This window comes from Imperialibacter sp. (genome assembly GCF_048007035.1).
Taxonomy (GTDB): Bacteria; Bacteroidota; Bacteroidia; order Cytophagales; family Cyclobacteriaceae; genus Imperialibacter.
The window spans coordinates 2,566,675-2,592,270 of the sequence record NZ_CP180355.1; the positions used below are offsets into that span (position 1 = coordinate 2,566,675).

The 25,596-nt window shown below is 46.9% G+C and carries 25 protein-coding genes and 1 tRNA gene; 7 read left to right on the forward strand and 19 right to left on the reverse strand.

The features are described 5' to 3' along the window. Nucleotides 1–118: 118 nt before the first annotated feature. On the forward strand, nt 119–1,873 hold the full coding sequence (locus tag ACMVP2_RS11010) for a CocE/NonD family hydrolase (protein WP_416867742.1): 1,755 nt from the start codon (nt 119–121) through the stop codon (nt 1,871–1,873). 11 nt (nt 1,874–1,884) lie between these two features. On the opposite strand, the gene ACMVP2_RS11015 is transcribed toward ACMVP2_RS11010, so the two are convergent. Both ACMVP2_RS11015 and ACMVP2_RS11020 read right to left on the reverse strand, forming a co-directional pair. Then, nucleotides 1,885–2,577, reverse strand: coding sequence for a response regulator transcription factor (locus tag ACMVP2_RS11015; protein ID WP_317488960.1), 693 nt, complete (start codon nt 2,575–2,577; stop codon nt 1,885–1,887). Beyond that, nucleotides 2,567–3,835 carry a sensor histidine kinase gene (locus ACMVP2_RS11020; RefSeq protein WP_416867743.1) on the reverse strand — a complete coding sequence of 423 codons (1,269 nt, stop codon included), beginning with the start codon at nt 3,833–3,835 and terminating at the stop codon, nt 2,567–2,569. The genes ACMVP2_RS11015 and ACMVP2_RS11020 overlap by 11 nt, the downstream gene beginning before the upstream one ends. A 142-nt stretch (nt 3,836–3,977) precedes the next feature. On the opposite strand from ACMVP2_RS11020, the gene ACMVP2_RS11025 reads away from it, so the two are divergent. The 5 genes from ACMVP2_RS11025 (at nt 3,978) to ACMVP2_RS11045 (ending at nt 6,715) form a co-directional block, all read left to right on the forward strand. Continuing rightward, nucleotides 3,978–4,358: a DUF1573 domain-containing protein gene (locus tag ACMVP2_RS11025; RefSeq protein WP_152001391.1), complete on the forward strand. Its 381-nt coding sequence runs from the start codon at nt 3,978–3,980 to the stop codon at nt 4,356–4,358. A 95-nt stretch (nt 4,359–4,453) separates the two neighbouring features. Beyond that, nucleotides 4,454–4,606, forward strand: a complete 153-nt coding sequence (locus ACMVP2_RS11030) for a hypothetical protein (RefSeq protein ID WP_416867744.1) — start codon at nt 4,454–4,456, stop codon at nt 4,604–4,606. A 95-nt stretch (nt 4,607–4,701) separates the two neighbouring features. Next, nucleotides 4,702–4,779, forward strand: a tRNA-Val gene (locus ACMVP2_RS11035). 70 nt (nt 4,780–4,849) lie between these two features. Continuing rightward, on the forward strand, nt 4,850–5,770 hold the full coding sequence (locus ACMVP2_RS11040; protein WP_416867745.1) for a hypothetical protein: 921 nt from the start codon (nt 4,850–4,852) through the stop codon (nt 5,768–5,770). 114 nt (nt 5,771–5,884) lie between these two features. Further along, complete coding sequence (locus tag ACMVP2_RS11045) at nt 5,885–6,715, forward strand: universal stress protein (RefSeq protein WP_416867746.1); 831 nt, start codon at nt 5,885–5,887, stop codon at nt 6,713–6,715. Nucleotides 6,716–6,772: 57 nt separating this feature from the next. On the opposite strand, the gene chrA is transcribed toward ACMVP2_RS11045, so the two are convergent. From chrA to ACMVP2_RS11080, 7 genes are all read right to left on the reverse strand, one after another. Then, nucleotides 6,773–7,966, reverse strand: a complete 1,194-nt coding sequence (gene chrA, locus ACMVP2_RS11050; protein ID WP_416867747.1) for a chromate efflux transporter — start codon at nt 7,964–7,966, stop codon at nt 6,773–6,775. 7 nt (nt 7,967–7,973) lie between these two features. Further along, entirely contained in the window at nt 7,974–8,945 is a 972-nt protein-coding gene (locus ACMVP2_RS11055; protein ID WP_416867748.1) for an isopenicillin N synthase family dioxygenase, read from the reverse strand. 110 nt (nt 8,946–9,055) lie between these two features. Then, entirely contained in the window at nt 9,056–9,514 is a 459-nt protein-coding gene (locus ACMVP2_RS11060) for a DUF4399 domain-containing protein (RefSeq protein ID WP_416867749.1), read from the reverse strand. Between the two features lie 88 nt (nt 9,515–9,602). After that, nucleotides 9,603–10,295 carry a DNA repair protein RecO gene (gene recO, locus ACMVP2_RS11065; RefSeq protein WP_416867750.1) on the reverse strand — a complete coding sequence of 231 codons (693 nt, stop codon included), beginning with the start codon at nt 10,293–10,295 and terminating at the stop codon, nt 9,603–9,605. A 4-nt stretch (nt 10,296–10,299) separates the two neighbouring features. Continuing rightward, nucleotides 10,300–12,525, reverse strand: a complete 2,226-nt coding sequence (locus ACMVP2_RS11070; RefSeq protein WP_416867751.1) for a hypothetical protein — start codon at nt 12,523–12,525, stop codon at nt 10,300–10,302. Then, nucleotides 12,512–13,111, reverse strand: a complete 600-nt coding sequence (locus ACMVP2_RS11075; protein WP_416867752.1) for a thymidine kinase — start codon at nt 13,109–13,111, stop codon at nt 12,512–12,514. The genes ACMVP2_RS11070 and ACMVP2_RS11075 overlap by 14 nt, the downstream gene beginning before the upstream one ends. Before the next feature lie 6 nt (nt 13,112–13,117). After that, nucleotides 13,118–13,441: a 2Fe-2S iron-sulfur cluster-binding protein gene (locus tag ACMVP2_RS11080; protein ID WP_339784357.1), complete on the reverse strand. Its 324-nt coding sequence runs from the start codon at nt 13,439–13,441 to the stop codon at nt 13,118–13,120. A gap of 30 nt (nt 13,442–13,471) precedes the next feature. Here ACMVP2_RS11080 and ACMVP2_RS11085 point away from each other — a divergent pair, with 30 nt between their 5' ends. Beyond that, nucleotides 13,472–14,767 carry a hypothetical protein gene (locus ACMVP2_RS11085; protein WP_416867753.1) on the forward strand — a complete coding sequence of 432 codons (1,296 nt, stop codon included), beginning with the start codon at nt 13,472–13,474 and terminating at the stop codon, nt 14,765–14,767. Between the two features lie 8 nt (nt 14,768–14,775). On the opposite strand, the gene rodA is transcribed toward ACMVP2_RS11085, so the two are convergent. The 10 genes from rodA to ACMVP2_RS11135 form a co-directional block, all read right to left on the reverse strand. Continuing rightward, entirely contained in the window at nt 14,776–16,053 is a 1,278-nt protein-coding gene (gene rodA / locus ACMVP2_RS11090; RefSeq protein WP_416867754.1) for a rod shape-determining protein RodA, read from the reverse strand. Continuing rightward, the gene (locus ACMVP2_RS11095) at nt 16,022–17,854 is read right to left on the reverse strand and encodes a penicillin-binding transpeptidase domain-containing protein (RefSeq protein WP_339784363.1); all 1,833 of its coding nucleotides are present in this window, start codon (nt 17,852–17,854) and stop codon (nt 16,022–16,024) included. The genes rodA and ACMVP2_RS11095 overlap by 32 nt, the downstream gene beginning before the upstream one ends. Next, nucleotides 17,851–18,375, reverse strand: a complete 525-nt coding sequence (locus tag ACMVP2_RS11100; RefSeq protein ID WP_339784365.1) for a rod shape-determining protein MreD — start codon at nt 18,373–18,375, stop codon at nt 17,851–17,853. The genes ACMVP2_RS11095 and ACMVP2_RS11100 overlap by 4 nt, the downstream gene beginning before the upstream one ends. Continuing rightward, nucleotides 18,368–19,210: a rod shape-determining protein MreC gene (gene mreC / locus ACMVP2_RS11105; RefSeq protein WP_339784367.1), complete on the reverse strand. Its 843-nt coding sequence runs from the start codon at nt 19,208–19,210 to the stop codon at nt 18,368–18,370. The genes ACMVP2_RS11100 and mreC overlap by 8 nt, the downstream gene beginning before the upstream one ends. Nucleotides 19,211–19,217: 7 nt before the next feature. Next, nucleotides 19,218–20,246, reverse strand: coding sequence for a rod shape-determining protein (locus ACMVP2_RS11110; RefSeq protein WP_152001377.1), 1,029 nt, complete (start codon nt 20,244–20,246; stop codon nt 19,218–19,220). A gap of 86 nt (nt 20,247–20,332) precedes the next feature. After that, nucleotides 20,333–21,859 (reverse strand): bifunctional phosphoribosylaminoimidazolecarboxamide formyltransferase/IMP cyclohydrolase, encoded by a 1,527-nt coding sequence (gene purH, locus ACMVP2_RS11115; RefSeq protein ID WP_416867755.1) that lies wholly within the window; start codon nt 21,857–21,859, stop codon nt 20,333–20,335. A gap of 83 nt (nt 21,860–21,942) precedes the next feature. Then, complete coding sequence (purN, locus tag ACMVP2_RS11120; protein WP_339784370.1) at nt 21,943–22,512, reverse strand: phosphoribosylglycinamide formyltransferase; 570 nt, start codon at nt 22,510–22,512, stop codon at nt 21,943–21,945. A 5-nt stretch (nt 22,513–22,517) separates the two neighbouring features. Beyond that, a complete protein-coding gene (locus ACMVP2_RS11125) occupies nt 22,518–23,399 on the reverse strand; it encodes a geranylgeranylglycerol-phosphate geranylgeranyltransferase (protein ID WP_339784372.1) in 882 nt (293 codons plus the stop codon). Between the two features lie 48 nt (nt 23,400–23,447). Then, nucleotides 23,448–24,251: a Rossmann-like and DUF2520 domain-containing protein gene (locus tag ACMVP2_RS11130; RefSeq protein WP_339784374.1), complete on the reverse strand. Its 804-nt coding sequence runs from the start codon at nt 24,249–24,251 to the stop codon at nt 23,448–23,450. Continuing rightward, nucleotides 24,251–25,543, reverse strand: coding sequence for an aminotransferase class V-fold PLP-dependent enzyme (locus ACMVP2_RS11135; RefSeq protein ID WP_339784376.1), 1,293 nt, complete (start codon nt 25,541–25,543; stop codon nt 24,251–24,253). Before ACMVP2_RS11135 ends, ACMVP2_RS11130 begins: the two co-directional genes overlap by 1 nt. Nucleotides 25,544–25,596: the final 53 nt, after the last annotated feature.

The window sequence follows — 25,596 nt, forward strand, 5'->3', positions numbered from 1 at the left end:
CGTCTTACTATTAGATTTAATTTAGAGCCTTTGTAAAAACAGATGAAGCAAACATTGCTATTGAAACCTTAGAATTTGGAATACGCCTCGACGATGAGCTATTGATAAATCTTCAAAAATGAGAGCACTCCTAGCATCCATTTTTCTATGTTCTCTTTTTTCCACTCTGGCAGCTCAACCGCAAGCTTGGAACATTCAACGGGAAGTGGTCAAAATTCCCATGAGGGACGGCGTCAAGCTGGAGGCTATTCTGTATAAGCCAGCAGGAAAAGGTAGGTTTCCCGCTATTGTGTACAGGACGCCCTATGGCAAAGATGAGTATGATGGTTACGCCATGTTTCCCCTTGCTGCAGCAAAAGAAGGGTTTGCCGTTTTTCTGGTGGATGTCAGAGGTCGCTTCGGGAGCGAGGGAGAATTCAAAGCGTATCATCAGGAGCGGCCCGACGGCTACGACTTAATAGAATGGGTGGGTAGGCAGCCATATGTAAATGGGAGAGTCGGCACCTATGGGGGCTCCTACCCGGGCATTGTTCAGTGGCTGGCCCTGTCCGAAGCGCCGGAAGCACTCAAAGCGGCGGCGCCCGACATGACACCGATCAATAGCCACTACTTTTACTATTTCGGTGGTGCTTTTTCCTTTCTTTGGTTGGATTGGTTTGTGCCTTTCATTGTCCCTGACCTTCGTAAAAAAGCCAATGACACCTCGGGCCCCTGGCTTGATGGCGAGGCTTATGACGACTGGGTGAAAGAAAGAGAAAGTTGGTACAAGCACAGGCCGTTGTCCGACATGCCGCTGCTGAAAAAATATGCGCCTTATTACTACGATTGGTTGACTCACCCTGACAAATCAGACTGGTGGGACTTTGCCTCGGTAGAAAAAGACTTTGAGAAAATGCAGGCACCTGCCTTGCTACTCAGTGGCTGGTACGATGCTGCCTATGGGCCCCTGGGTGCTATTCAGGCTTTTCAGGAAATGAAAACAAAGGCCGCCACCCCCCTGGCGAGAGAAAACACCACACTTATTCTTGGCCCATGGAATCACACATCGATAACCGTGAGGAAGACAAATTTTGGAGAAGTCAGCTTTGGGCCGTCGGCGGGTTTCGACTTCGACAGGGTTTTGATTGACTGGTTCACCGTTCATTTAAAAGAAGAGGAGGCACCCATGCCCGACCCTGTCAATGTTTTTGTGATGGGCGCTAATGAATGGAAAACGTTTAGCGACTGGCCTGTACCCAATATCGAAAGCACCACGTTTTATTTGGTCGCCGGTGCCGACAACAAAAGTGGGGAACTTGTAATGCAGCCGTCAAAAAAGGCGAAAACCATGTCTTACACCTTTGATCCAAATAATCCCGTGTATGATAAAAGTTTCGAAAAAAGCTATCCCTTCGACCAAAGAGAAATCGAAGCCCGGGAGGATGTGTTGGTCTTTACTTCCGAAGTTTTGGCGGAGGACATTGAAGTAATTGGTCTGGTAGAGGCCGCTTTGGAAGTAAGCTCCTCAGCGAAGGACACAGATTTTCATATAGTGCTTTGCGATGTCTATCCCGACGGCAAGTCAATTAACCTGAGCGGACTGGATGCTGGCTATTTAAGGATGCGCTACCGGGAAGGACTTGAGAAGCAGGTGTTGATGGAGCCGGAGAAGGTTTATCCGATATCTATCAATAATATGGCTACGGCTAATTTTTTTAAAGCGGGGCATCGCATCCGGCTGTACATTACCAGTAGCAGCTTTCCGCACTACGACCCGAACCCGAACACAGGAACGAACATTGCCACGGAAGCAAACCTGATTCCGGCTGTCAATAAAGTCCATGTGGGTGGTAAGAATGCCTCGAAATTGATCCTGTCAACAGTGAAAAAGTAGTGACTGCGCTTTTATTTTACTCTAAGCTGAAAGCCGACGCTATGGTGGTTTTCAATTTGAACATTCGGATCGTGCCGGAGATACTTTCTGAGACGAGACACAAACACGTCAAGGCTTCTTCCGGCAAAGTAGTCGTCGTCGCCCCAGAGCTGCAAAAGAATATCATCTCTTTTCACAAGCTGATTTTTGCGACACACCAGCATGAAAAGCAAGTCGTTTTCTCTTCGTGTCAGCTTGGTTTCGCCATCTTTGAAATGCAAGCGGAGCGTGTCGGTGTTTAGTGTATACTCGCCAATGGCCAGCTGCTGAGAAGTTGGCTTTTCTTCAGTAGGCGTGGTTCTTTTTACAAAAACTGCCACACGAAAAAGCAGCTCCTCCATACTAAATGGCTTTGTGATGTAGTCATCTGCTCCAATTGAAAAACCCTTCAGCTTGTCTTCCTGAAGCGAGCGGGCTGTGATGAAAAGGATTGGAACGGATGAATTGGTCGCCCGGATGCTCTTAGCCAATGTAAACCCGTCTACTTTTGGCAGCATAATGTCCAGAAGGCACAGGTCGAAGGTGTTGGTTTTAAAAAATTGCTGAGCATCCAGTCCGTTTGTGGCATGAACCACCTCGTAGCCACCTTGCTCCAGGTTATCCTTTAGTACAAAGCCCAGACTTGGGTCATCCTCCACCAGTAGCAGTTTTGGCCTATTTTTCATGAACTACTGGGATTTTGATTCGAAAAGTTGTTCCCCTTCCGGGTGTTGAACTTACTGTAATGTCACCGTTATGGGCTTTGACGATTTGCTTTACATAAAACAAGCCCAGTCCAAAACCTGAAACATCCTGCACATCTCCGGACGGCACCCGGTAAAATTTCTTGAAAACGTGTTTCAGCGACTGAGCAGGGATGCCTCTACCCTCGTCCTTAAATGTAAGGAGCACCTCGTGGCCAGTGTCGGTAACATCCAGGCTGATGACGGGGGCACCCTCCGAATATTTGATGGAGTTGTCGAGCAAATTGCCCAGCACATTTTGAAAGTGGAGGGTGTCAGTTTTTATTTTGCTGCCCTTGCAATGGCATTCCAGTTGCCATTTCCCGCCAGCAACCTGCACTTTTTCCAGGGCAGTCTGGTCAAATTCCTCTAGCAGGTCAGCCACTGACTGTAGCTGCATGTGTAATTGTAGTTTGTTTTTTTCTACCAGCGCTATCTGCAACACCTCTTCCACATGGCTTTGCAATCTGTCGGCCTCTTTTTCGATCAAAGTAGCGTATTTGTGAAGCCGTTCTTTCGAGTCCTTTTCATTGGCCGACCGGATCACTTCTGCCGACAGCTTAATGGTCGACAAGGGAGTCTTGAACTCATGCGTCATGTTGTTGATAAAGTCCCGCTGAATTTCCGAGAGTCTTTTTTGCCTTGCCATCACCACCATGGCGTAGGCGAAGAACCCTATCACAAGCAGTAGTCCTCCCGAAGAGTACACCAGAAAGTCCATTCTGCCCAGGAGGTATCCTTGCCTTGAGGGGAACAGCACCCCAAAATAATACTGGTCTTCTTTTAGCGACGGGAAGCTCGCCTTGACCAATTTCCCTTTGTTTTCTGAAACCTGATTTCCATAAACCATGAGTTGCGACTGGCAATCGTATATACCATACTCAAAATCGGTGAAAATATTCCGCTTGTTCAATTCGGCTGTCAGGAAGTATTCCAGGGTTTGGGGCTGTAATACCTGTGAAGTTCGTACGATATAATAATTAGCCGATATCTGCTCAATGGGATTGTAGGCTGGCACATCCAAGCCATCAGTTTGGCACAGCGACTCCACAACATTGCGCAGTGCGAGATGAAGATTATGGTCGAAAGTTCTGGACTCAGCAATGTAGGCCTGCCTGATCCAAAGAAATTGAATCAGCAGAACCCCGGCTACTGAGAGCGCTCCGAGTGAGGTGATAAGCCTGATTGAACGAGTCCTCATGATTCAAAATTAAACAATCCATTGATGAACAGTGTGCCATTAACATTTCATTAACACTTGTTATGCTTTCATTAACAGCCTTTTAAAGTTTCAGTACGGACATTTGAATCGTTATTTATTTTTTCACTAAAACACATTAATTATGAAAAAGAACATTGTTGCACTAGCAGGGCTCTTCGTCGCCTTTATTGCTCTTTCAAGCTTTCGTCCTGCCGCCGAGTCATTGTCATTCAAGGCAATGACTTACGACTTTGGCAAGATTGCAAAGGGTGCGCCCGCAAGCCACAACTTTGATTTTACGAACCCATCCAGCGAGTCAATTACCATCACCAAGGTGACAGCATCTTGTGGCTGCACTGTAACGGACTACACGAAAGGTAGTATTGGCGAGGGTAGTGAAGGGTTTGTGAAAGCTACTTATAATGCTGCAAAGACAGGGGCTTTTAGCAAGACTGTGAGCGTTTATCACAGTGGCTCCGAAGCTCCTATTGTGCTGACCATTAAAGGAGAAGTAGTAGAATAGTGATATAAGGGTGGTGGGGCTGATTTATGTTTCAGCCCTAAACCCTTCCCATTTTTTAACCATACCTGGGAAAGAAGATGTTGAGCAAAAGGATCATGAAGTATCTTACCAACCCCAAAGAACTACCCGCAGGAACTCGCAATGCACTGACTATTGCGGCCGTAATGGTAGGTGTGGCGGTGGGCATTGCTGCCATTTTCGAGAAGCCCATCATCAAAGCAGCCACCGACTTTTTTAGCACTTGCTAAGCTTACCTCCCCATTTAAGCCTTTGTTTATTTCGAATTGTTTCTCAAACTTTGCTGGCTAGCAAGTCGCACGTTGCTGCTTCGATGGTTCATTTTGGGAAGTTAGCTCAGTTGGTTTAGAGCACCGCCTTGACAGGGCGGGGGTCGCAGGTTCGAGTCCTGTACTTCCCACCAATGCAGCCGGTAACAACCCGGCCTTCCTGAATACATAGTTTCTACCCCGCCCCTCAAAACAAGGCTTTTGATGTCAATTAGAATTGCTTTTTACACCCTTTGCTTTATTGTTTTGGTAGCCTGCCATGGCAAAAGCGACAAGAATGATTATGCTGAGGAAAAAGCGAGAGCACCCTTCGAGGCGGCTACTTCGATGGGAATCTTAAAAGAAAATAGCCTCGATGAAATTTCAGGGATAGTGGCCAGTCAGAAATACCCCGGCTTTTATTGGGTGCACAACGATAGTGGCGGCAGTCCTTCCGTTTACCTGATCGACAGCCTTGCTCAGCTCAAAGCTGAAATTAGATTGGAGGGAGTGATTAACCGTGACTGGGAGGATATCGCCATTGGTCCAGGGCAGAACGGGGCCTATTTGCTTTACGTAGGTGAAATAGGGGACAATAGAGCTGTTTATGGCAATTACTCCATCTATTCGTTTCCCGAACCAGATTTGAATCTGGCGGGAGAGATTCAATCTCTCAGCATCAGCGACTTTTCAACGTATCAATTTCAATACCCTGATGGCCCACGGGATGCTGAAACCTTGCTGGTCGACCCCACCAACCGTGACATCATCATTATATCTAAAAGAGGGGACAATGTTATTGTCTTTCACTGGCCTTTTGCGGAGCAGACGCCAGAACCCTATGTACTGCACAAGGTGGGTGGCATCCCGTTCTGGATGATAGTCTCAGGAGACATATCGCCTGATGGGCAGGAGCTTTTACTTAAAAATTACGAGTCAATATTTTACTGGAAGAAAGAACCAGGCGTTCCCTGGCTGGAAGCGATCAAGACGAATCCGCACCGGCTTCCTTACCAACCGGAACCGCAAGGGGAGGCCGTGGCGTTTACAGCAAACGGCCAGGGCTATGTTACGCTCAGTGAGGGAAAAAACTTTAACGGCCCGCAACACATCTACTTCTACCGCAGGAAACAGCTGATTAAGTAGCATATAGTTCAATTCTGACTAAAATCAGGTTTTCTGAATATTGAGGTCATGTCAGGCGGAATGGAGAAGCATTAAGTTTACTTTTAATTAGCAACCTTGTAATCCGACAAAGACATGAACATCAAAAACATACTTGTACCGACAGACTTCTCCCCGTGTTCAAAGAACGCTGTTAGAATTGCGGTAGACCTTAGCAAGAAGCTGGGTGCTAAAATCCACCTTATTAACGCCATTCATGTGCCAACGCCGCATATGGACATTGGTGGCCAGGCCATGATTGAACCAATGCTGGAAGAGTACGAGGAGGAAATTGACAAGAAATTCGACGCTTTGGATGAAGAAATTCCAGGGTTGAAGGATGTTAAGCACGATCATAGAGCCTATGTATCTTTCACCATTGACGCTATTTATACGGCGATGGAAACCAAGAAAATAGATATGATTGTGATGGGCACAAAAGGAAGTCATGATACACTTGAGAAGCTGCTCGGCGGGGTAAGCAGTGAAGTGATTAGAATTGCCGACGTGCCGGTGCTGGTAGTTCCCGAAGCTATAAAAAAATTCAACCCGAAGAAGATAGTATTTGCTGCTGACTTCAATAAGATAGAGTCAATAGGACGGCTAAGTCCGCTGAAGGATATTGCCGAGCTTTTCGAAGCTGAAATCACAATCGTCAATGTTACTGAGGATGACAAATTTCCATTTAGCCGCCTGGTGGAGAGCTTCAAAGTCGACAAATTTCTTAAGAACATTAAGCACTCTTTCGAGACTACAAAGAATGATGATGTAAGAGCCGGGCTTTTTGAATTTGCCGAAAAAAACTCAGCTGACATGATTGCCATGATGCCTAGAAAGCATTCTCTTTTTGAAAAGATTTTTAAAAGCAGTGTTACAAAAAAAGTGGCCATGGGTGTCAAGGTGCCTTTGCTCACCTTTCACGAGTAACGCAATATAGAAGGCTATTTGGCATGAAGACCCTGGGTACACGCACTCAGGGTTTTTTTATTGGCCTTTGAATACAAAACCCAGTGCAAAGCCAATAAGAATTATAATCGGTCTGGGCATTTTGGTGAACTGAAGTACCAGAAAGGTAATGATGATCACCAGAATGTTGAGGAGGTTTTGCTCAAGAGGCTGGTAGAGTAAAAAAGCCGCAGCCACTACCATCCCCGCACTGGCGGCGTTGATCCCCTCTAGCGAAGCTTTCACAGGCCGGTACTTTTTAAGCTGATCCCAAAACCTGGATACGAAGAAGATCAGGAACGTGCCTGGGAGAAACACACCGATGGAGGCAATAACCGCACCCATTATTTCACCGCTTGTCCCCCATTCCCGCATCGTTAGCGCACCAATAAAGGCACTGAAGGAAAAGGTAGGGCCTGGAATGGCTTGCACCAGGGCGTAGCCGGAAAGAAACTCCTCGGAACTTAGGTATCTCTTAAACTCAACAAATTCTGTGTAAAGAAAAGGGACAAGCACCTGGCCGCCGCCAAAGATGAGGCTTCCGTTCCGATAAAAGTTCTCAAATAACCTTATGGGCAGCGTAATGGCCTGGTATTTTGTAGCTGCGCCGAGCAACGCTGCAAAGATCAGCACCCCTCCCCAAAGGAAAAAGTTGGCCCATACGATGTTTATCTTTTGACGCTCTTCTTTTTCATGCCTTTTGTATTTGGTGGAGGAAATCACCCCACCTGCAAGCAGAAGTACAGGGAACAAATAGGGGGAGCTGATAAAATAGGAGATTACCGCCGACCCAATCGCTAAAAAGATGCTCGTCCGGCTTTTTACCACCTTGCCCCAGATAAGCACAGCAGAATAAGCAACGAAGGCGATCGCCATGGGCTGGATGAACCGGGTAAAATGGAGGCTGAGTTCTTTCACCTGCAGGCTATTGATCAGGATGGCGGCCGCTGTCATAATAGTCACAGCTGGCAAAATCCAAACCAGCAACGTCAGATAGGCCAAAGGCGGCCCGCCTCTTTTGAAGCCTATGGCGGTAATTGTTTGGGTGGAGGTGGGGCCCGGCAGCAGGTTGCACAGCGCATGCAGCTCAATCAACTCCTCTTCTGTTAAATAAGCCCTGAGCTTCACCATCCTGTCGAGAATGATGGCAAAGTGTGCTTGTGCTCCACCAAACGAGGTTATGGCGAGAATGAAAACGTCTTTGAGAAAAATGAAATTGCGAATATTGCGCATGGCAATACTATTTCTTGAGGCCTATTTCAGCCAGCCTCTGGTGGAGGAATGCGCCGGCTGTCATGTCATCGTATTTTTTAGGATGTTCGCTATCAACACAGCTTTCCAGGCAGGTGAGATCCATGTCAGACCGGGGATGCATAAAAAACGGAATCGAATACCTTGAGGTATGCATGAGCTCTCTTGGAGGGTTTACTACCCTGTGGATAGTGCTTTTGAGCTTGTCGTTGGTTAACCTGGCGAGCATATCACCCACGTTTACTACCAACTGCTCAGGTAGTGCCGTAATTGGAATCCACTTTCCGTCACGCCTCAAAACCTGAAGGCCATCGGCACTGGCTCCCATCAGCAGCGTGATAAGGTTGATGTCGCCATGTTCGGCGGCCCTTACTGCATCGGCGGGAATGGCGTCGGGATTCTCAATAGGAAAGTAATGGATGGGTCTTAGGATGCTGTTTCCATTTTTCACCCTTGATTCAAAATAGTCTTCATCGAGCTCAAGGTATAGTGCAATCGCTCGCAGCATCGCTCTTCCTGCGTTTTCTATAGTTCTGTAAGCCGCCAGGGCGATTCCTTCGAATTCAGGAATTTCTTCAGGCCAAATATTATCTGGATACTCCTCTTTAATAGGGTCGTTGTCGGTTACTTCCTGGCCGATATGATAAAATTCTTTTAAATCACCGGTCGACCGTCCTTTCGCATGCTCTTTTCCCTTGGAAATATACCCCCTTTGACCGGCCAGCTCCGGCCTTTCATACTTTTGTTTTATTGCATCAGGTTCGTCAAAAAACTTCTTAATGATGCTGTAGAGCTTTTGCTGTAATTCATCTGTCAAGCCGTGATTTTTGATAGAAACAAAGCCTATGTTGTTGTATGCTTCCCCGAGTTTCTCAACAAATTTTTTCTTTTTTTCAGCGTCTCCGGAAGTGAAATCAGCCAAATCGAGAGAGGGAACCGCATCAAATAGGACCTGGGCCATAGTTGCTTGTATTTTGTATAATGATAGTGAAAAACGAAAAAAAAAGCCACCATACTAACTTCCAAGTCACGTTGACTAAGTATGGTGGCTTTTTAGCTATTTTTTTGAAATTACTTCACGGTAATCTTAATGCTGGTGGCCATTTCAGGGCCATATGATGTGTGAACACCGTCAGCGAATTGTAGCGATATAGTGTAGTCGCCCGGAGCAAGCTCAAGCTGCGTGTCAGTCTGGCCTTTGCCAAAGTGAATAGTAGTGTCGCTGGCAGGAATTACTTCACCTTTAGGCCAAGATTCCTGATTGATAAGTATATGATGGTGGCCAAAACCTTCTTTAACCTGTCCTGCTGGTTCAATCTGCATGCCTTCCACACCCATTTCCACAAATACTGGGTTGCTTACCGTAGCTCCGTCGGCAGGAGATTTGAAAAACACCCGGGGCTTAACTGCTTCGGCAACAGTTTCTGTTGCTTCCGGAGTGCTGGCTGTTTCTTCTGTGTTTTCCGTTTTTGGACTAGAGCATGCATATACACCAAATGCTACCATAGCTCCTAAAAGAATTTTTCTCATAATTGACAATTTTTGTTGGTTCGTGTAAAATTATAACTCTTACCACGAAATAACCATCATAGCTGCAAATAGATTCGTGGGGAAACGCTTAATGAAGGATTTGACGTAAGACCTCCACCGACTTGAGTGAGCCCAGGGTGCCAAGGTGGTGATCGTAGAAGCTGATGACATTTTTCAGAGCCTCTCTTTTAATCTCCAGGGTGGTTTTCATTTCGTGAGCGTAGGGAGCGTTGTACAAAAACTCAATAAACTCCAACACCTCTTTCGAGAGCAGGTCACTTTTCGTCAGGTGATACACCTGCTGGTACAGGTCTTCGGAGTTGACCAGGTCAAACCCGAGGTATTGCGTAAACTTGACAAGAAACTGTAAATGAAAGCTTTCAAAATTGGCAGTCAGCGTATCGAACTCTTGGAGTGATTTCGCTACGAAATCAAACTGACCGGCGTGATCATGCTCGTTTTCCCTTACGACCTTGCTCAGTACCTCACCCAAAAAGATACCGATAGTCGTTTTTCGTATTTCAAAGGGAATATGTTGATACGGATAAAAACACTTTATCTCTGAAATGCGATTGAGTTGCGCACCGTCTTTATGATAGATGACCAAATCCAGTAACGTGAGTGGCTGGTATAGCGCCATCTTTCCTTTTGATTTGGCCGACCTTACACCATTGACGATGTAGGACTGCAAACCAAAATCCTCAGTGTAAATGCGGGAGATAATGGATGTGTCCCGGTATTTGATGTAGTTGATAGCGATGCCCCGGGTTTTCTGTAGCATGGCTCTAGTTGATTACAGCAATTTTGCCAACTACCGACTGACTGCCATCTCTGGTGGCAGCAAACACAATGTAAATGCCCGAAGCAACCCTGGCTCCGTTGTAGTCGGCCAGGTTCCAGGTCGCTGTTCCGCCGGTGCTGACCATTTCTCTGACCAGGCGACCTGCTTCGTTGGTGATTTTCACTACGGTATCGTAAGCAAGACCCTCGATAGCCACCACGCCATTGAAGCCAGGCCTCACTGGGTTTGGGAAGATTTTTGCCTTTTGCATGACCCTGCTTGGAGCTGTCGCCGTTGTTCTGTAGGATAGCAAGCCGCCAGAAGTAAGCACGAATAGTTCACCAGAGCTGCTGTTGATTGCCAGACGCTGCACATTGTTGCTGGCCAATGGGCTGCTTTCTCTCGTAAAAGAGGTCAGCGTTCCTGCGCCATACTCATCGAGAAGGAACAAGCCCTTGTCCGTGCCAATCCATTTTCTGTTCGCTCCATCTACTTCTATCGCCTGAATGGGTTCTTCGTTCAACACAAAGGCATTCTCCGCCACCGGGTAGGAGATCAAAAGATCGACTGGGTCGAACACCTCGTAGGTGTTGGCCACGATGGCTAACCCCCCAGCCGTTGCCAGCCAAGTATAGTCGTCTCTGTCAAAGGCGAGGTCGGACACTGTCGACGAGGGGAGGCCTGATCCTGTGTTGATGATTCGGTATTCTTTCGAGTCGGTGTTGAAAACAATTACGCCGCTATTTGAGGAATGTGGCAAAATTCCCCAGAAATCGCCGTAGCTGTTTTGCTGAAGAGAAACGGCTGGCGGTGCTGTATTCGGGATAAAACTAAGAGGCTCCCAGCTTCCGTCGGCAAGCATCTTCATGTACTTGTTGCTGGCCTGATTGGAGCAGATAATCAGGTTGTTATTTTGATCTACGGCCATGGCAGTAACTGGTACAAAGCCATTGTTCGCCTGAATGAGGCTGCCTGGTGTTTGGTGGTCGATGAGTTTGCCAGAGCTGTTTTGAATAATTCCTTTTCCGTAGGCCAGGACATAAAAATCGTCGGCGCCGTCCTTCGAGGCAATTGAGGAAGCATCCTTAAAAAGAGAAAGGCTACCCGGCTGAATGGGCCCCCAGCCCTCCTTTGTGAAAGCCGACACAGATGCGTTTCGGTTAAAAGGAATGAGCCCATTGTACTCAAAGCCGCCGCCAAGACTAAAAACTGTACTGCCGATCGCCGAAACATCGGCAATGGTACTTTCGAACGGGCCATTCAACAAATAGTAGGCGATTCCCTCTGCCGTAGACTGGCCCAAACCATTTTTTTCATCTGCAAACCAGATGGTTTCGCCGTCGACAAAGGCGTCTGCCACCACTGAGCTGTTTCCCAGGGTAAAGGCGGAGGTTTGTCCGTTTACAGATCGTTTGGATAATTGATTTCCTTTTCCGTATAGCAACTCTCCTTTTTGCAGCGTGAGAAACTCGGGTTTAGTAGTAAACGTGATTTCCTCCCAGCCATTTCCTTCACTCACCCAGAGCCGCCCTTGCTTGCTTGCTGCGTAAGAAATTTCCTCAGACACCTCAATGAAATCAATTTGGCCCACGCCCTCAAGTGATCGCTTCCAATTGCGGAAGTCAAGCAGGTTAGCGTTGGTTCGGTGGCCTGAAATAATGCCGGCTGTGGTGGCAAGCACAATGCTGTCTCCTTTAATGCCTCCGTCCAGAATGCCTACGGTCGTTCCGTTTCTTCCCAGCTCCCGATAGTCATTCACAATTTGAAATGAGTGCAGGTCAATTTCCAGCATGCCCAAGCTGGTAGTGGCGAAAAAGGTTTGTTCCCCGACGAAGAGACTGTTAATGACTTTACTGGAAGTAATGTTGGCACGCAGCAGGTCGTTGACATTGATCGTCTCAGACTCTCTGAGGATATCGATATTGCCGTTGGAATAACCAATGAGAAGAGAGGCGCTTGACTCATGGGCCGCCAGCGCTGTGATACCCACATCGCTTAAACCATTGGCTTTGGTGATTTTTCTAATGGCCGTACTTCCAGGGTCGACCTCTATCAAACTGTGAAAAGCGTTGCAGTAGATTTGTTCCTTTAACTTGACTACTCCATATCCCTGGTTATAATTAAAGTGCGTTCGCCACTGCCCTACCGGGATGTCGTTTTGCGCTTGAACGACGGTAGCCAGCAGGAGAAGTACAAAAGAGACGAGCGGACTTTTTCTATTTTTTATCATTACCCATGGCCTCCCAAAAGCATTTGCGGCACCTCGCTTCGTACGTTTCTTTTTCACCGAGCATTATTTTTTCTTTACCAAGCGAAGTACGATAAGAATAGGAAGCAACGTCCCCACAGTTCATGCATATTGCATGGATTTTTGTCACAAATTCAGCAACAGCCATTAGTTGCGGCATGGAGCCAAATGGCTTGCCCATAAAATCCATGTCCAGTCCTGCCAGTATCACCCGCTTACCCTTATTTGCCAGCGCTATACTCACATTAACGATTTCGCTGTCAAAAAATTGAGCTTCGTCGATGCCTACCACCTGGCTCTCTCCAGCCAGCAAAACAAGATCGTCAGCAAACTGAACAGGGGTTGACCGGATGCTTCGGTCGTTGTGCGATACCACATTTTTATCATGGTATCTTTTTTCGATAGCTGGCTTAAATATTTCGACTTTTTGCCCTGCAATTACGGCTCGGTTCAGCCGCCGGATAAGCTCTTCTGTTTTGCCCGAAAACATGGAACCGCAGATTACTTCAATCCAGCCCGACCTGCGGCTTTCCCTGCCCGATCCTTCCAAATGTGGCTCTATTAGCATTTTTTGTTATCCTGAGTAGTCAATATGCGGGAATTTATTTTCATCCGCCACACTTATTTCAATATCGTTCGACACCAGGCACTGGCAGGCAAGGCGCTCATTGCTTTCGAGCCTGCCCATTTCCACATACCTCTTTTCCGCTTCGGTCAACTCGCCAAGCTGGGCCAGTCCTTCATGGACGATGGCCTTACAGGTTGTACATCGGCCTTTGCCGCCGCAGGCGTGCATCCAGTCAATGTAGTTTTCCTGTAAAATAGAAAGGAGGGTTCGGCCACTATTTTCGCTGAATAGGCGTTTGTTATTCAGGTTTTGTATAACGATCTTGGGCATAAAACTAGCTTTGCAAAAGAAACAAAATATATGCGGGAGAGCAAACTGAATCATGAGGCTATAGAAGCGTTTGCTGAATTGTTTACAAAGAGAGCTTGTGATTCTTTCTTTGAAGGCACCGACACTATTTCGGGAAAGGAAATAGTGGATCTAACTCCTATAAAGCAGGTGAATTATTTTGTGCTGAAAATTCTTTTTCGCAAATGGCAAAAAGAGACGCTGCGCCTGCAAAGCCCCTATTTCAATTACAAAAATGAAGATGTTCGAAAGGCCCTTCTATCTTTTATGAATGCGCTTTCCCAGCAGATAAAAGTTAATAGGGTGAACTTTGAGCCGTTGCTACAGCAAGCTACCCGAGAAGCAATTTTACTGATAGTTTCTCCCTACGATTTCTTCAGAGAGGAGTTGACCGGGCACGAAAGCGGCAAGCTCAATGACAAGTACCTGAAAAACAGTTCAAAATACATCAAGGTCAATCAGGAAGTTTTCGAAAGCTATGTAGCGCTTTTTGAGGAAAAAGCGGAGGGCGAGTTGTCGCATGACGCCGCCGTCGCTTTGCTTGATGAGCTTTTTGCTGCCGGAGACCTCTCCATAGAAAACCGCCAGGAATACGAGGAGAGGTTTAGCGAAGTAGCTCAGGTTGATTTCTCAACGTTTGTGGAGGAGGAGGACTTTCCAGAGCAAGATGAGGATGACGATACCGACGATGATTTTGATGAAAACATTGAAGGGGAGGAGGACGAGGGAGAAGACTCAGAAGATGAGGACGATGACAGCTCTACAATTGTTGAAGACAGCAGTTCGGCGGAAGTGACTGACGACGATGATGATGAGCTGATACGGTTTGTTGATGATGACGAGGAAGAGGAGAAACCCGCTTACGATGCTCTGGAAGAGGTGCAGGAAAGTCATCCCGAAGAGGTCACGAATAAGGGATCTTTCGAGTTTTTGGGAGATGAAGAAAGTGACGATGACGCCGAGCCGGATGCTGCGCCGTTAAATAAGCAGTTCTCTTCTGAAAAAACACCGCTCCATGAGCAGCTAAAAGCCGAGCAGAGACCTTCATTGGCTGAAGTGCATCAAAGTCAAAAAATTGACAGCATTGCGGGAAGCATCACCGTTAATCAACGCTATATGTTTGTTAACGAGTTGTTTGATGGCGACAGCGACGTTTTTCTGGCTGCAATGAAGAAAGTGGAGGGCTGCGACAGTTTCGACGATGCTGTTGAACTCCTTATCCAAACCTATTCCAAAAAGCTGGAGTGGGACATGAATGCTCCTGAGGTGAAGGAGCTCCTTAAAATCGTTTTCAAAAAGTTTCGTTAACAGTCGTTTTAGGATCTCGTGAAGATCTGCATGCGGTGCGCATCCAGCTTCAAAAAGATAAACAGCAAGATGGTGAAAGCCCACAGCGAGGAGCCGCCATAGCTGAAAAACGGTAGAGGAATGCCAATCACAGGAAACAGGCCAATGGTCATGGCAATGTTAAAGGCAAAGTGAAAGAACAAAATAGAAGCTACCCCATAGCCGTATACCCTGGCAAATTTGGATTTTTGGCGCTCAGCCAGCTGGGTAATTCGCAAAAGAAGCGCTAGAAAAGCGGCGATCAGAATAAGCCCACCAAACCAGCCGTGCTCTTCCCCAACAGTGCAAAAAATATTGTCAGTACTCTGATCTGGCACAAAGTCAAACTTGGTCTGTGTGCCTTGCAGGTAGCCCTTGCCGAACAGGCCACCCGAACCGATGGCAATCTTGGACTGAGTCACCTGCCAGCCAGCGCCAAGTGGGTCGGCATTGGGGTCGATGAGCTGCATCACCCGCTTTTGCTGGTGGGGCTTCAGCACTTTGTTCATGATAAAGTCGACACTCTGAACAAAGCCAAACATGAAAACAGTCGACACGATGACGACACCAATTTTTTTGATATTTCTGCCTGACAGTGCTGCAGCCAGCAAGCCAAGCGTTAGGAGTCCGATGATGAGCACCAGCTTGTTCACCAGCAGCGTGAGAATGAACAGGAGCACAAAGGCAAAGCCTATCATGAAGAAGACAGGGCTTAACCCTTCTCGGTAAAGCACAATGATAAAGCAGGCAAACACCATGGCAGTTCCGGTGTCGCCCTGCAACAAAATCAGGGCCGCTGGCACAGCAATAATACCCAGGCTCATTAGCTGCGTGCTAATTTTCTCAAACTTGATGGTTGGCTGACTGAGGAACTTTGCCAGTGCCAGGGCAGTCGCAAATTTTGCAAACTCCGACGGCTGGATGCCAAAATTCCCTATACCGAACCATGATTTTGAGCCTTTTACCTCGGATCCAAAAATAAGCACACTGACAAGCATCAACAAAATGACCCCTAGCACAATGAAGGCGAATGAGTCATAGAACCTGAAGTCAACAATACTAATGACGAGTATGATAAGGATGCTGGTGCTGATCCAAATAAGTTGTCGGCCTGAGTTAATGCTGAAATCAAAGATGCTGGCACCGAGTTCGTCGTCGTAAACGGCTGCATATATGTTCAACCACCCCAGAAGTACAAGGAGGAAATACAGAGAGACTGCCAGCCAGTCAAACTGGTTAGAGGTTAAACTTAGCCTTCTCGTCCGCATCTAGAAAATCTCCTTTTAGTACGTAGGGTTCCATTCTCAATTTTGCCTTTTCTCCCTTGAGGTATTTTTCGATAATAAGGCCGGAGATAGCTGCCGCCGCTCTTGCGCCCTGGCCAGCATTTTCCACATAAACCGATACCGCAATTCGTGGGTTATCCATTGGAGCAAAAGCAATGAAGGCCGAGTGATCGGGGCTATTGGCATTTTGCACTGTGCCGGTTTTGCCGCAGACTACAATATCATCAAGTTTTGCTCTGTATTGGCCCGTACCATGTTCTACCACATTGTGCATGGCTTCAACAGCAATGTCAAAATACTCGGGGTTGATGCCGGTGTGGTGCTGCACTTCGTATTCCGGCCTTGGCTTGCCTGTGTCGCTTATTGCTTTTACGAGGTGGGGGGTGTAGTAGTAACCACGATTGGCCACAGTGGCTGTAAAATTTGCCATTTGCAGTGGAACGACCAGGTTCTCGCCCTCGCCTATCGCAATGGAATAAATGTTAGAGTACTTCCATGGTTGATTATTGTAAGCCCTGTCGTAGTAGGCCACGTTGGGTACCATGCCACCTTTTTCATTAGGCAAATCTATTCCCAGGGTGCTGCCAAAACCAAAGTTGGCTACCCTGCCCCGCCATTTTTCAAGGCCAATTCGGGTATCTTCATAAGTATCCCTGGACACATCCTGATTCACCACTCTTTTCAACACCTGGTGAAAATAAGGATTGCAGGACATAGTAATGGCGCCCAGCAAGTTCTCGGATGGGCCATGATAATGGCACCCAATCACGCTCTGGTTACAGGCAATTACCGTATTGGGAGTAATCACTCCTTCCTGCAAGCCAATCATGGCCTGCATGATCTTAAATACCGAACCTGGTCGGTACATGGCCATCAGGGGCCGGTTAAAAAGAGGAACCAGGCTGTCTTGGGAAAGCTTTGTGAAATTAATTCCAAAATCCCTGCCACTCAGTACCGCCGGATCGTACGATGGACCAGACACAAAAACAAGGATTTCTCCAGTCGCTGGTTCAATGGCCACAATGCTTCCCACTTTTCCGGCTAGAAGCTTTTCTGCATATTGCTGAAGCTCAATGTCTAACGTTGTTGTGATGTTTTCGCCAGGGATACTTAATGTGTCGTACAACCCGTTCTTGAAGCTGCCCTTGTCAACTCCACGAACGTTGACAAGTTTGTATTTCACCCCTCTTTTGCCTCGTAGCTCTCTTTCATAGGACAGCTCAAGGCCACTAATGCCGATGTGGTCTCCCTGGCTGTAGTAACCAGTGCGATCTGCCTCCAGTTGCCTCTTGCTTATCTCACCAGTATAACCCAGAGCGTTGGCGGCACTTTTTGTGGTGTAGCCCCGCACTGTTCTAGCCGACACGTAAAATCCTGGAAAGTCGATGAGGTAGTCCTGTGTTTTGGCAAATTCTTCCGGCGACAGAAGGTTCACAATTTTTGACGCTTTGATCGGGCTGTATTTTCTCGCCGCATTAAGGCGGTCTATCAAATCAGCTTTAGATATGTTGAACAGGCGGCAGAACTTTGCGGTATCCAGGTTTTCGATTTCCTTGGGCACACCCAAAATATCGTACACGGGGCTGTTGTACACCAGCAGTTTGCCATTGCGGTCATACACTTCACCTCTGTAGGGGTATTCAATTACCTTCTGAATGATATTACTATCGGCGGCGCTTTTGTAGCTGGTGTCTACTATTTGAATAATGAAAAGCCTGACCAGCAGTATAACGCCCACCAGCACCATTCCAGTTTGAATATATAGTTTTCTGCTGTCGTTCATAGCCGACTACCTTTTTGAGGCATTCTTATATATAGTATGATCAAGCTCACCACAAGTGTGAATATTGAACTCATTGTAGCTTTACCTAAAGTTACCCAAAACATTCCCAGATTTCCTGCTTCGATAAAGAAAAGCGCCACATGATGGATAAAGATCAGGGGAATAAAGTAGGATAGCACCCATCCCCAACCCAGCTCGGCGGCCGATATCTGCGTTCCGGCATCATATCCTCCACCTGGAGTCAGTATTCTGATGAGCCCTGGCCGGAGGTACATTATTAACACAGCACTGGCCGCATGAATTCCGGGCGTGTCATAAAAAGTGTCAATTGAGATTCCGTATAGAAAACCAGTAGCCATTAAAGCGATGGCAGATACCTCGAGAGGTATAAGAAGTAAGGGTAGGATATAGATGAAGCAAGACGAATAGTTGCCCAAAACCAGGTTTTTGAGCACAGTTACCTGAAGCAATCCAAGAAAGATAAATGAAGCGGCCAGACTTATGTAATTGCTTCTATTCATAATCTGGAATAGTTACTTGTTCTAGTGAGTCTTTTTCTTCTGCCAACAGGTTTTTCACCACATACACATACCTAAGACTGTAAAAGTCGGTAGCGAGCTTCACCTTAACGGTGTAAAAAGTGGCGTCATCAGAAATCGTAAATTCTGAGATAGTGCCGGCCTGATAGCCTTCCGGGAAAATGGTATTGAACCCGGAAGTAACAATGGTGTCGCCCACCTGGAGGCTCACATGTCGGGGGATGTATTGCAGATCAGCGTAAAGAGCATCTCCTGATGTCCAGCGCAAAGTGCCATACACCTGATTTCTTTTGACAGCTGTAGATATCAAAAACTCGGTATGCAACAGCGAAATCACCGATGAAAAATGCTTCGAGGAATATTTTACTTTGCCTACAATTCCCTGAGGGCCCACCACCCCCATACCAGGGAGTATTCCGTCATCCGAGCCTTTGTTGATGGTCAGGTAGTTGTTGACCCTTCTGGTGGAATTATTGATGACCTTGGCTGCTATCATTTCATACACATGATTGACTGAGTCTATTGATACAGAGTCAATCCTGATTGGGTCTATTCCTTTAGGGGTTTGATTCAGCAGGGTTTCGTGCAATTGACGGTTTTCCTCGGCCAGTTGGGCGTTTACCTTACCCAGGGAGAAGTAATCCGATACGTTGGATGAAATGTTAAGCACATTGGCAGCCAGCCGGTTGGACGAGTTGAAAAACTTTGCCCCCAGATAGCTTCTGTCGTTTACGACCAGCCAAAAACTTATTACCTCTAAAAACAGAAAGGTTAGAAAAGCCCTATTTCGGTAGAGAAATTGGAATAATGAATACATTCAATGGTTAGGTCATCAAAACCGCTTTGTATGCATTAAGATTTTTCAAGGCAAGGCCGGTTCCTCTCACAACAGCTCTTAATGGATCATCTGCAATGTGAATAGGAAGTTTGGTTTTCATGGCCAGGCGCTTGTCGAGACCTCTCAGCAAAGCACCGCCACCAGTGAGGTGAATACCATTGTCGTAAATGTCAGCAGAAAGTTCCGGCGGAGAAATCTCCAATGCTTTAAGCACTGCTTCTTCAATTTTAGATACGGACTTGTCGATGGCGAAAGCGATTTCAGAGTAAGAGATCTTGATCACTTTTGGAATGCCCGTCATGAGGTCACGGCCTCTGATTTCAAAGTCTTCCGGTCCTTCGTCAAGCTCTGTCAATGCAGAACCGACTTCTATCTTTACTCTTTCTGCCGTACGCTCGCCAATCAGCAGGTTGTGCTGACGGCGCATGTAGTCGAGAATGTCTTTGTTGAAGGTGTCACCGGCAACCCGGATCGACTGGTCGCACACAATGCCAGAAAGTGCTATGACGGCAATTTCTGTGGTACCACCTCCGATATCAACAATCATTGAACCAACGGGCCTTTCAATATCAATGCCGATGCCGATGGCCGCAGCTATTGGCTCAGGGATCATGTACACCTCTTTGGCACCTGCGTGCTCAGCGGAGTCACGCACAGCTCTTTTTTCTACTTCAGTAATGCCCGAAGGAATACAGATGACCATCCTGTGGGAGCTTGGGAAAAACGACTTGCCGCCCTGATGGATCATTTTGATCATGCCCCTTATCATGTGCTCAGCAGCATGGAAGTCGGCGATCACGCCGTCTTTTAGCGGACGGATAGTCTTGATGTTTTCGTGAGTTTTTTCATGCATTTGCATGGCTTCACGACCTATCGCTAATACCTTGTTGGTGTTTTTGTCAATGGCAATAATCGAAGGCTCGTCAACTACAATTTTATCCTTATGAATGATAAGGGTGTTGGCCGTGCCCAAGTCTATGGCTATATCGCTGGAGAAAAAATCTAAGAATCCCATTGTTTATTTTAATTCGCTCAATTACGCTGAAAACGTGTCGAAAATACAAATTTGAGACTAATAATCTCGTTGTGTTTTAATATTAATCAATGTTTGAAATGGCGATACCCGGTAAACACCATAGATAGGCCATGTTGGTCGCAATAATCGATCGACGCCTGGTCTTTGATAGAACCACCTGGCTGAATAACCGACACAATGCCTGCCTTGTCCGCAATCTCTACACAGTCGGGAAAAGGAAAGAAAGCATCCGACGCCATAACTGCACCCTTTAGGTCAAAGCCAAAACTTTTTGCCTTTTCAATGGCCTGATTAAGTGAGTCAACTCTGGATGTTTGTCCAACACCACTCGCCAATAGTTGGTTGCCTTTGGCGAGCACAATAGTATTGGATTTGGTGTGCTTGGCAAGCTTGCTGGCAAACAGCAACGCATCTATTTGCTCACCGGTGGGCTCGGCCTTTGTCACCACCTTAAGGTCTTTTTTGCCATCGGTATGCAGGTCACGGTCCTGCACAAGCACGCCATTCAAAATGGTTTTCGCCTGCTTGGTTGTGTCGATGCCAGCCTTTTGCTTCATGATGATTCTGTTCTTCTTTGATTTAAGCAGCTCTAAAGCAGCCTCATCAAAGGCGGGAGCAATCAGCACCTCAAAAAACAACTTGTTTAGCTCCTCGGCCGTTTCCAGGTCAATTTTTTTATTGGTTGCCAGCACGCCGCCAAAGGCAGAAACAGTGTCGGCTTCAAATGCTTTGAGATAGGCCTCTTTCACGGTTGAAGCCACAGCCACGCCACAAGCATTGGTATGCTTGATGATAATAAAAGCCGTTTCTTTCGGGAATTCTTCCACAAGCGAAACAGCTGCATCAATGTCCACGAGGTTGTTGTATGAAAGCTCTTTGCCGTTGAGCTGATCAAACATTTTGGCCATATCGCCATAGAAAACGCCCTTTTGGTGAGGGTTTTCGCCGTATCTCAGGGTAGTGGCTTCATCTTCCGCTATTCGCAGCGATGGAATTTCGTCGTCCTGATTGAAGTAGTTGAATATGGCCGTATCATAACCCGAGCTTATTCTGAAGGCATGGGCCGCAAATTTCTTTCTGTCAGCTTCGGAGGTCTCACCCTTCTTCTCTTCAAGCAGGGCGCTTAAGTTTGGATAAAGGTCTCTCGACGCCACTATGGTAACGTCGTGGAAGTTTTTGGCCGCCGCCCTGATGAGCGAAATGCCTCCAACATCAATTTTTTCTATGATTTCCTCTGAGGTTCCGCCTGCTGCCACTGTTTCTTCAAATGGATACAGGTCAACAATGACCAAATCGATGGATGGAATTTCAAATTTCCCGGCCTCTTCAATATCAGAATAGTTGCCTCGGCGGTAGAGAATGCCGCCAAATATTTTTGGATGGAGCGTTTTTACCCTGCCCCCGAAGATTGACGGGTAGGCTGTGAGCGACTCAACAGGTGTCACTTTTATGCCGAGCTTTTCAATGAATGATTGGGTGCCTCCGGTGGAGTATAACTTTACACCCAGCGAGTGAAGTTGACGGATAATTGGCTCAAGGCCATCCTTGTAATAAACTGATATTAAAGCAGAAGTGATTTTTTTTTGACTCATTTACGGCTAGGAAAATTAAGGTGCAAAGCTAATAAAATTTGCCTGCGTGAGGCATTGTTGGCTTGAAAAAAACCCTGCGTTTTTTACTGAACCATCTGATCGTGTATTACTTGAGGAAAATAGGTGTATTCAAGCTGATGAATTTTGGCGGCCAGGCTTTGCGGCGTTTCGTCCTTTTCAATGTCGCATGATGCCTGGAAAAGGATTTTCCCTTCATCATATTTTTCATTCACCAAATGGATAGTAATGCCGCTGTCCTTTTCACCTGCCTGAATTACGGCCTGGTGAACTCTGTCGCCATACATGCCTTTGCCACCGAACTTGGGCAGCAGTGCCGGGTGTATGTTGATAATTTTGTCAGGGAAAGCTTTAATGAGATTGCCAGGAATAAGCCAAAGGAACCCGGCGAGAACCACCCAGTCAACGTTGTGCGCTTTTAGTACATCAAGCACATTATTGTTTTCGTAAAAGTCAGGTCTCGAAAAAACATGAGAAGGAATTCCCAGTTTTTTGGCTCGTTCAAGTACTCCCGCATCCTTTTTATTTGACAGGATAAGCTTAACGCCTACGTCGCTGTTGCCTTTGAAGTGTTTGACGATGTTTTCTGCGTTTGTTCCACTTCCGGAGGCAAATATGGCCAGGTTCTTTTTCATGATTTTTAATTGGCGGCAAAGAAAGCCATACTGATGATACCACTCAGTATAAACAGCTTACAAAAGGTACTCAGGTTGGCAAATTTGTCTTTGGTGTCGGCTCGCAAGAAATATAGGATAAAGAGAGCGGCCGGAATAATCATCACCATGAAGTAGGTATTGAGCACTTCGTTTTTTGCTTTGAAAACGAAGTAGAATATGCTTGCAACGAAGACGATAAGGAGGAGGAAAACGAACTGCTTTGTTTTTCGAATGCCCCACACAATAGGGAGTGTTTTGCAGCCGAATGTTTCGTCACCTTTCAGGTCTTCCATGTCTTTGATGATTTCCCTTACCAGCGTGATGCCAAAGGCAAAGTAAGCATAGGTGAAAATCAGCCAGTTTTTTTCTACAAAGAGAACCGCTACCACGAGAACCGACACGCCCGTGAGCAGGGCAATGCTAAAGTTGCCAACAAAGGGGAGTCGCTTGAGCTGGTTAGAATAGAGCCACAATGTGAACGCAGAGAAACAGTGGATGAGCCCTATCCAGGGAGAAAGAAAAAAACCGATGAGTATACCTGCCAGGTTAAGCCCCAGCTGCCAAATCATGGCAATTCTGCGCTTTAGAATCCGGCCTACGATCACCCGCTCGGGTTTGTTGATGTAGTCTATTTTAACGTCGTAATAGTCGTTGATGATGTAACCAGCCGCAGCAAGCATGAGTGTGGAGCTGGTGAGCCAAAACAAGCCTGGGTGGGTGAAAATGGCCCATAATCCGTGTGTGGAGGTCGTAAGAAAGAGGGCCGTCATGTATTGAGTGAGGGCAATAATTAGCAGGTTAGGAAACCTTGTCAGCCTAAAAAGACCGGTGAATGAGAAATTCCTGGGCCGGGACGACTTTGCCATTTTCTCCAATTAAGGTTCAAAGAAAGTGCAGAACCGCTGGATTTCAAACTACACGTCCGACTCATATTTGCTGTCGATGATTTCCTGAGAAATCATGCGGTACATTCTTTGCAGCGATTCATCATCGGCTAGAAGTAAGGTCTGAGCATCGATAGTGGTAAAATCTTCTCTTGCCGCCGGGCCTGTTTGAGCATTTTCAGGCCCTATTTCAAAAGCTTTGCGAATAGTCTCCACCACAAGAGGTTTCAGTATGTCCAGAGAAATGTCGTCTTTCTCAAGCACCCGCTCGGCCGACCTCAGCATAAAGTTGGTAAAGTTGCTGGCAAACACTGCTGCTACATGCAGGTTCTTCCTTTCTTCTTCCTCCATGAAAACCGGCTCTGCCCCTATGGACGCCACCACACGATTGAGAATTTCCAGGGTGTAGTCGTTGGCGCCTTCAATAATCACTGGAAGCTGTGAAAAGCTGATAGTTGCACCACGGCTAAAGCTCTGAAGCGGCCACAACACGCCGAAGTTTTCAGCGGCAGTCACCTCGAGTATGCTCATGGGAGTGGCTCCGGACGTGTGGACTATGATGGCCTCGTCGGGGAGCACAATTTCTGTGGCCACCTGCTCTATGGCTTCGTCGGGCACGGCAATAATGAAGAAATTGCAGTCGCTGTCAGAAAAATCGAGGCTATTGACCAGCTGGCTGGAGTAGAGGTTATAGGCCAGCTTCTCCGCTGATTTCTGAGAAGGGTTGAAAATTTCGGCAATCCGATGACCGCCTTTTTCCAGGGCCATTGCCAGTTGCGTGCCCAGCCTGCCCGAACCGATAAGAGCTACTCTGAAGGAAAATCGTTCTGCCATTAACTGTCCGCTATTTTGTGTATTGCGGCAGCTAATTTATCTAATTCACTGGTAAGTGTATACACGTGTGGCGTTACTCTTACTCCTTTGATGTTTTCCCACACAATTCCCACCACGTGGATTTTGTAGTCATTGAACAACCGGGTGGCGATTTCCCCAGGCTCCTTGCTCTCAATGGCGAAGTTGCCAAGGGCGCAGCTAAAATCGGGTTTGAGGGAAATGTTGAGTTTGACTTTCGGGTGGTCTTTTACCTTTTCGCACCAGTAATTTTTGAGGTACCGCAGCCTTTCTTCTTTTCTTTTTGGGCCTATGGCATTGTGAAAATCGATTGCCTGGCCAATGGCCTGCTCTGGCGCAAAGGAGCGGGTGCCAAGGGACTCGAACTTGCGAATATTATCACCCCTGGGGTTATCGTTAGTAAAAATAGGCCAGATTTCAGTGATGCGCTCTTTTCTCAGGTAGAGCATGCCGGTGCCAAACGGAGCACAAAGCCATTTGTGGAGGCTGGTGCCGTAGGCATCGCAGCCAAAATCGGGTACTTTGAAGTCCATATGGGCAAATGTGTGGGCGCCGTCCACCAGCGAAAAGATGTTTCTTTTTTTTGCCTCTTCGCAGAGTCTCTTCACTGGCATGATCTGCCCGTTCCAGTTGATCATGTGAGTGATGTGAAAGACTTTGGTTTTAGGGGTCACAGCATCTGTGAAAGCCTTTACTACGTAGTCAGCATTTTCCGTGGGCATGTCCAGGTTGAGCCAGACTAGCTTGATACCGTCTCTCATTTCCCGCTGCTTCCAGGCATTGATCATGTTGGGATAGTCCTGCTTTGTTAGGATTACTTCGTCGCCTTTTTTCAGGTCCATGCCATAGATCACTGTATCCAGGGCTTCGGTGGCATTCCGGTTGATAGCGACTTCTTCAGGACTGCAACCTGCTAAATTAGCCAGCTTTTCACGCAAGGGCTCACGACCCTGGTCGAGAATGCCCCACATATAGTAAGACGGCGCTTCGTTGCTGAGGTGATAATAGCGGTCGTTGGCTTCCTGCACCACTTTGGGCTGGGGGCTTACACCACCATTGTTGAGATTGATGATGGATGGGGATACAGTGTATGCCTGGCGGACTGCCGCCCATGAAAGCTCGTCTTCTGCGGCCGTAATGGGGTCAAGCGATTGCAGGGACTTCAATCCATCTGCCACCTCGAAAGAGGCAGCTTTTGCCGCCATACCTGACAAAGACAAGGCACCGGCTGCGGCACTCATTTGCCTGAAAAACGATCTTCTGGAAGCCTTCATAGGTCGATTGATTGTTCGCCTATGAAGGTAGTAAAATTGACTTGATTGTTAAA

Coding starts and splice junctions, on each gene's coding strand:
- ACMVP2_RS11010 (WP_416867742.1), top strand. CDS start 119: ATGAGAGCACTCCTAGCATCCATTTTTCTATGTTCTCTTTTTTCCACT.
- ACMVP2_RS11015 (WP_317488960.1), bottom strand. CDS start 2,577: ATGAAAAATAGGCCAAAACTGCTACTGGTGGAGGATGACCCAAGTCTG.
- ACMVP2_RS11020 (WP_416867743.1), bottom strand. CDS start 3,835: ATGAGGACTCGTTCAATCAGGCTTATCACCTCACTCGGAGCGCTCTCA.
- ACMVP2_RS11025 (WP_152001391.1), top strand. CDS start 3,978: ATGAAAAAGAACATTGTTGCACTAGCAGGGCTCTTCGTCGCCTTTATT.
- ACMVP2_RS11030 (WP_416867744.1), top strand. CDS start 4,454: ATGAAGTATCTTACCAACCCCAAAGAACTACCCGCAGGAACTCGCAAT.
- ACMVP2_RS11040 (WP_416867745.1), top strand. CDS start 4,850: ATGTCAATTAGAATTGCTTTTTACACCCTTTGCTTTATTGTTTTGGTA.
- ACMVP2_RS11045 (WP_416867746.1), top strand. CDS start 5,885: ATGAACATCAAAAACATACTTGTACCGACAGACTTCTCCCCGTGTTCA.
- chrA (WP_416867747.1), bottom strand. CDS start 7,966: ATGCGCAATATTCGCAATTTCATTTTTCTCAAAGACGTTTTCATTCTC.
- ACMVP2_RS11055 (WP_416867748.1), bottom strand. CDS start 8,945: ATGGCCCAGGTCCTATTTGATGCGGTTCCCTCTCTCGATTTGGCTGAT.
- ACMVP2_RS11060 (WP_416867749.1), bottom strand. CDS start 9,514: ATGAGAAAAATTCTTTTAGGAGCTATGGTAGCATTTGGTGTATATGCA.
- recO (WP_416867750.1), bottom strand. CDS start 10,295: ATGCTACAGAAAACCCGGGGCATCGCTATCAACTACATCAAATACCGG.
- ACMVP2_RS11070 (WP_416867751.1), bottom strand. CDS start 12,525: ATGATAAAAAATAGAAAAAGTCCGCTCGTCTCTTTTGTACTTCTCCTG.
- ACMVP2_RS11075 (WP_416867752.1), bottom strand. CDS start 13,111: ATGCTAATAGAGCCACATTTGGAAGGATCGGGCAGGGAAAGCCGCAGG.
- ACMVP2_RS11080 (WP_339784357.1), bottom strand. CDS start 13,441: ATGCCCAAGATCGTTATACAAAACCTGAATAACAAACGCCTATTCAGC.
- ACMVP2_RS11085 (WP_416867753.1), top strand. CDS start 13,472: ATGCGGGAGAGCAAACTGAATCATGAGGCTATAGAAGCGTTTGCTGAA.
- rodA (WP_416867754.1), bottom strand. CDS start 16,053: ATGCGGACGAGAAGGCTAAGTTTAACCTCTAACCAGTTTGACTGGCTG.
- ACMVP2_RS11095 (WP_339784363.1), bottom strand. CDS start 17,854: ATGAACGACAGCAGAAAACTATATATTCAAACTGGAATGGTGCTGGTG.
- ACMVP2_RS11100 (WP_339784365.1), bottom strand. CDS start 18,375: ATGAATAGAAGCAATTACATAAGTCTGGCCGCTTCATTTATCTTTCTT.
- mreC (WP_339784367.1), bottom strand. CDS start 19,210: ATGTATTCATTATTCCAATTTCTCTACCGAAATAGGGCTTTTCTAACC.
- ACMVP2_RS11110 (WP_152001377.1), bottom strand. CDS start 20,246: ATGGGATTCTTAGATTTTTTCTCCAGCGATATAGCCATAGACTTGGGC.
- purH (WP_416867755.1), bottom strand. CDS start 21,859: ATGAGTCAAAAAAAAATCACTTCTGCTTTAATATCAGTTTATTACAAG.
- purN (WP_339784370.1), bottom strand. CDS start 22,512: ATGAAAAAGAACCTGGCCATATTTGCCTCCGGAAGTGGAACAAACGCA.
- ACMVP2_RS11125 (WP_339784372.1), bottom strand. CDS start 23,399: ATGGCAAAGTCGTCCCGGCCCAGGAATTTCTCATTCACCGGTCTTTTT.
- ACMVP2_RS11130 (WP_339784374.1), bottom strand. CDS start 24,251: ATGGCAGAACGATTTTCCTTCAGAGTAGCTCTTATCGGTTCGGGCAGG.
- ACMVP2_RS11135 (WP_339784376.1), bottom strand. CDS start 25,543: ATGAAGGCTTCCAGAAGATCGTTTTTCAGGCAAATGAGTGCCGCAGCC.